Origin of the sequence: Actinomyces polynesiensis (assembly GCF_000820725.1) — a bacterium.
Lineage (GTDB): Bacteria > Actinomycetota > Actinomycetes > Actinomycetales > Actinomycetaceae > Pauljensenia > Pauljensenia polynesiensis.
Map to the genome: position 1 here is coordinate 1 of NZ_CCXH01000224.1, position 5,083 is coordinate 5,083.

At 70.5% G+C, this 5,083-nt stretch carries 5 protein-coding genes; 2 read left to right on the forward strand and 3 right to left on the reverse strand.

Translation table 11 applies throughout. The features are described 5' to 3' along the window. Positions 1-1,289, forward strand: a 1,289-nt coding sequence (locus tag TA90_RS09550; protein WP_052450724.1) for an AI-2E family transporter, incomplete at its 5' end; no start/stop codon positions are given. Positions 1,290-1,390: 101 nt separating this feature from the next. On the opposite strand, the gene greA is transcribed toward TA90_RS09550, so the two are convergent. Both greA and trhA read right to left on the reverse strand, forming a co-directional pair. After that, positions 1,391-1,870 carry a transcription elongation factor GreA gene (gene greA / locus TA90_RS09555; protein ID WP_043535975.1) on the reverse strand — a complete coding sequence of 160 codons (480 nt, stop codon included), beginning with the start codon at positions 1,868-1,870 and terminating at the stop codon, positions 1,391-1,393. Between the two features lie 290 nt (positions 1,871-2,160). After that, on the reverse strand, positions 2,161-2,841 hold the full coding sequence (gene trhA / locus TA90_RS09560; protein ID WP_043535979.1) for a PAQR family membrane homeostasis protein TrhA: 681 nt from the start codon (positions 2,839-2,841) through the stop codon (positions 2,161-2,163). Positions 2,842-3,027: 186 nt separating this feature from the next. Between trhA and TA90_RS09565 the strand changes: the two genes are divergently transcribed. Continuing rightward, the gene (locus TA90_RS09565; protein ID WP_043535976.1) at positions 3,028-3,789 is read left to right on the forward strand and encodes an isoprenyl transferase; all 762 of its coding nucleotides are present in this window, start codon (positions 3,028-3,030) and stop codon (positions 3,787-3,789) included. A 148-nt stretch (positions 3,790-3,937) separates the two neighbouring features. On the opposite strand, the gene TA90_RS09570 is transcribed toward TA90_RS09565, so the two are convergent. Next, the gene (locus TA90_RS09570) at positions 3,938-4,882 is read right to left on the reverse strand and encodes a PfkB family carbohydrate kinase (RefSeq protein WP_043535977.1); all 945 of its coding nucleotides are present in this window, start codon (positions 4,880-4,882) and stop codon (positions 3,938-3,940) included. Between the last annotated feature and the right edge of the window lie 201 nt (positions 4,883-5,083).

The window sequence follows — 5,083 nt, forward strand, 5'->3', positions numbered from 1 at the left end:
CGGTGCTCCTGGAGCCGCTGGTGGCCTTCCTGGTGCGCCGCGTGCACCTGTCGCGCACGGCCGCGGCGGCGGTCGGTCTCCTGATCGCCCTCGTCCTCGTCGTCACCCTCGTCTCCCAGGCCGCCACCCAGCTGTTCCGTCAGTTCCCGGGCCTGCTCGCGAAGGCCACCGACGGCCTGGAACAGACCTTCACGTGGTTCAAGACGGGACCTCTCGCACTGGACGAGTCGACCGTGGACCGCGCCCTGGACAGCCTCCAGGACGAGATCACGAAGTTCCTCCAGACGAACTCCTCCGTGCTCGCCTCGGGTGCGTTGAGCGTGACCTCGTCCCTGATCTCGATCCTCACGGGGTCGCTGATCATGCTCTTCTGCCTCTTCTTCTTCCTCAAGGAGGGCAGGCGCATCTGGCTGTGGGTGGTGCGCCTCATGCCAGCCCCCGCCCGCACCCCCGTCCACGAGTCCGCGATCCGCGGGTGGGTGACGCTGGGCAGCTACGTGCGCACGCAGATCAAGGTGGCGGCCATCGACGCGACCGGGATCGGCCTGGGCGCCTTCATCCTGGGTGTCCCCATGGCCCTGCCGATCACAATCCTCGTCTTCTTCGGTTCCTTCATCCCCATCGTCGGCGCCTTCGTGTCGGGGACGGTGGCGGTGCTGGTGGCGCTGGTGGACCAGGGGCTGACCAAGGGCATCATCATGCTGGTCATCATCCTGGCCGTCCAGCAGCTCGAGGGGAACGTGCTCCAGCCCTGGCTGATGTCCAACGCGGTCTCCCTGCACCCCGTCGCGGTGCTCCTCGTGGTGGCGGGTGCCGGCTCGGTCGCCGGGATCGCGGGTGCCGTGTTCGGCGTGCCGATCGCCGCTTTCCTCAATGCGACCTTCCTCTACCTCCACGGCTACGACGGTCTGCCACAGCTGGCCACCAAGGCGGACCGACCCGGTGGACCACCCGGGATGCTCGAGTCCATGGTCGCCGCCTCCTACACCGTCCCCGCGGCGCCCGAGGGCGAGGGAGGGTCCGGCGTCGTGGGCTCGGGTCCCGCCGGCCCCGCCACGGTCGCCTCCGCCGCGACCACCGTGTCGGAGGGACCGCAGGACGCGGTGTCCTCCTCAGCGCAGGCGGCGACGCGCGGCCGTCCCGCGCCGGCGCTGGGGAGTCCCACGGTCCCGGGTTCCGTTCCTCCGGGACCGGCGCACGAGGGCGGGGCCGTGAGTGGCTCGGACCTGACCCCCGGCGAGGGGGCGTCCCCCGACGACAGCTCCCACTCCGGGTCCGAGGAGGGCTGACACCGGGTCGTCGCCGATCGGGGGAGTGGAGGAGGAGGGGTGGTGCCGATCTCGGCACCACCCCTCCTCCACACCCGTGACGAGCGGGTCCTGCCTGACGCTCAGGCTCCGTAGGGCACGCAGTCGAGGATCTCGACCTCGATGGTGCGTCCGTTCGGTGCGACGTAGCTGAGGGTGTCCCCGATCTTGGCGCCGTTGACCGCTGCGCCCAGGGGGGCGCCCACGGAGAAGACCTGCACGCCCAGATCACCGCCCGCGTCGCGCGACCCGAGGAGGAACTTCTGCTCCCTGCCTGCCACGAGGGCCGTGACGACCATCCCCGGCTCGACCACGCCGTCGTTGGCGGGGGTCTCACCGACCTCGGACGTCTTGAGCAGCTCCTCGAGGGCGAGGATGCGGGTCTCGTTCATCGACTGCTCGTTGCGCGCGGCGTGGTAGCCGCCGTTCTCACGGAGGTCCCCCTCCTGACGGGCCGCATCGATGAGGTGCGCGATCTCGGGGCGGCGCTTCGTGGTGCGTTCCTCCAGCTCGGCCGAGAGCGCGTCGTACTGCGCCTGGGTCAGCCACTTGGTATCCGCCATGTGTACCTCCAAAAAAGTGACCGGCACCGAGACGGTGCCGGCGTGATGATGTCGGACCAGTCTACCAAGGTCCGGGTGTGGATGGCCGGGTGTGGACAGGGAGTTCCCCGCCTGCCCGGGACACCCGGGGCGCTCGTCGGCGCGTCCTCGCGCGACGGCGGGCCCGCGCCACCACGGGTGGGACCGACGCGGTGCGCCCTCGTCGCGGGTTCGGGCCCACCCGGTTGCGCCGGTCGGGGGCCCGGTGACCGCCGCAGGAGCGGGCCCCCGACGGGGTCGCCGGGATCCCCTCAGCCGAGGACTGCCAGGAAGACCGCCACGCAGTGGCAGGCCCAGGCCAGGACCGTGCACAGGTGGAAGATCTCGTGGAAGCCGAACCAGGTGGGGGAGGGGTTGGGGCTGCGCCGTGCGTAGACCACGGCACCCGCGGTGTAGAGCACCCCACCGGCGACGATCAGCCAGACGATGGCAGGCCCACCCGCGGTCCACAACTGGGGCAGGTACCAGACGGCCACCCATCCGAGGATGACGTAGACCAGTGTCGAGAGCCATCTCGGCGCGGTGGGCCAGAAGAGGTTGAGCAGGATGCCCGCGACCGCGCCGGTCCAGACCGTCACCAGCAGGTTGCGCTGGTAGGGCTCGCCCAGCAGCGCGACGGCGAGGGGGGTGTAGGTGCCGGCGATGAGCAGGAAGATGTTGCAGTGGTCGAGCCTGCGCCACATGTGCTCCCACCGCGGTGCCCAGTAGAAGCGGTGGTAGATCGCCGAGACGCCGAAGAGGATCAGGGAGGCGGCGAGGTACACGGCCGACGCCCACTTGGTGGAGGTGGTCGGGGCGAGGACGAGGAGCACGATCGAGGCGGCCAAGGACAGGGGCGCGGCGACGGTGTGCAACCATCCGCGCATGTGGGGCTTGACGGCCACGGGCTGGTCTGGGACCCAGTTGACGGGCTTCAGGGATGCGATCTTCACGCGGACCTCCTGTTCGGACTCATCGGACAACTTCCTTACGATACCGTAGGTTACTCCACCGTATTGTCGTGTCAAGACCGTGGGTCCGCTCCGACAGGTGAACGGGACGGCTACCCTTGGCACCAGTGATGGCGCACCCCCGGCTGAGGTCCGGGACGGGCCGACGGCGTGAAGGGGAGGACTCGGATGGCTCACTGGAACCTCCTCTACGACCTCTACGAGAGGCGCGTGCGCGCCGAGCTCCCCGACGGTGCGATCCCGCGTCACGTGGGCGTGATCCTCGACGGGAACAGGCGCTGGGCACGGTCGATCGGGACCACCACCTCCCACGGGCACCGCGCGGGCGCGGGGAAGATCGCGGAGTTCCTGGAGTGGGCGGAGGAGGTCGGGGTCGAGATCGTCACCCTGTGGATGCTCTCCACCGACAACCTGGACCGGGACACCGACGAGCTCGAGGAGCTCTTCGCGATCATCGTGGCAGCGGTGCGGTCCCTGGCTGACCAGGGACGGTGGCGGCTGAGGATCGTGGGTGACCTCAGCCTCCTGCCCGAGGACGTGACCCGCGACCTGCTGCAGGCCCAGGAGGACACCTCCGGCGTCGAGGGCATGGTGGTCAACATCGCCGTCGGGTACGGGGGCCGCCACGAGATCGCCGACGCCGTGCGCTCGCTGTTGCGGGAGGCCGCCGCCCGGGGACGCACCCTGGAGGAGGTGGCGGGGTCGCTGACGGACGCCGACATCACGGACCACCTCTACACGAAGGGCCAGCCCGACCCGGACCTGGTCATCCGGACCTCCGGGGAGCAGCGGCTCTCGGGCTTCATGATCTGGCAGTCGGTGCACACCGAGTTCTACTTCTGTGAGGCCTACTGGCCCGACTTCCGCCGGGTGGACTTCCTGCGTGCCCTGCGCAGCTACGCCCAGCGCGAGCGGCGCATGGGTCGCTGAGCGCCGGGAGCCGCCGGCACCGGGGAACCCACGGACGAAGACGGGCTGGCGACGACGAGGAGCCGCCGCCCGGACCACCCGGTCAGCGGCTCCTCCGGTACAGGCCGCCGTTGCCGGGCACCGGGTGCCCGACGCAGCGACCGCCCCCTCACATGATGCCGGCGAGCTCCGAGAGCCACGGCGGGTTGGCCCCCGCGCGGGAGACCGTGATGTCGGAGATGTGGGAGGCACGGTCCAGGATCGAGGCGACCTTGGCCTCGTCGAGCGTGCGCAGCGCCGGGCGGGACATCGCCCCGACCAGGCCCAGGGACCACAGGGCGTCGATGATGCCACCCATGAAGGAGTCACCCGCACCGACGGAGTCGATGACCCTGACGTCGGCGGGGACGGCGGAGCGACGGATCCCGGTGCTGGTGTGGACGAGCCCGCCCTCCTTGCCGCGCGTGACGATCACCATCGCGGGACCCATCGTCAACCAGTCACGCATGACGTCCTCGACCGCGCGACCACCGGTCAGCCAGTCGATGTCCTCGTCGGAGACCTTGACGACGTCGGAGACGGCGACGAACTTGTTGACGACCTCCAGTGACTTCACGGGGTCACCCATGATGGCGGGCCGGGCGTTGGGGTCGTAGGTGATGATCGCGTGCTGGCGGGCCGCGACGAGGGCGTCGAGCACGACGGGGCCACCGGGTTCGATGACTGCGGCGATGGAGCCGGCGTGGACGACGCGGGCGGTCTTGGCGACGTGGATCGGCGGGGTCGGCGCCCACTCCAGGTCGAAGGTGTAGCTCGCCTTGCCCGAGTCGTCCAGGGTGGCGGTGGCGGTGGGCGTGTGCGTCGCACCGTAGGACTCCGGGGTGATGAGGACGTGGGAGGCGCCGAAGTGCTCCGTGAGGGCCCGGCCGCGCGCATCGTCGGCGATCCAGGTCTGGAGTGCCACGTTGCGCCCCAGCCGTCCCAGCGTCATGGCGACATTGGCCGGTGACCCACCGGGGATCTCGGTGGCGGCGGCGGGGTTCGATGCCGGGGTGACGATGTCCATGAGGGCCTCGCCGATGGCGAGGACATGGGGGTCGGTGGCGAGGTCCATGGGTGGCTTCCTGTTCGACGCTGCGGTTGCTGGTGGTGGGTGACCACCTCGGTGCGGTCACCCGACCACCCAGCCTAGTCGCCGCCGACGGGCCGGAATGGGGCATTGGACCCGCTGGGACGGCCGGTGGACGGGGAGTGCACCGGAGGGCCCCGGTGCTGTCGGGGAACCGTGTGCCGTCCACCACGGCGGACGGCCGGT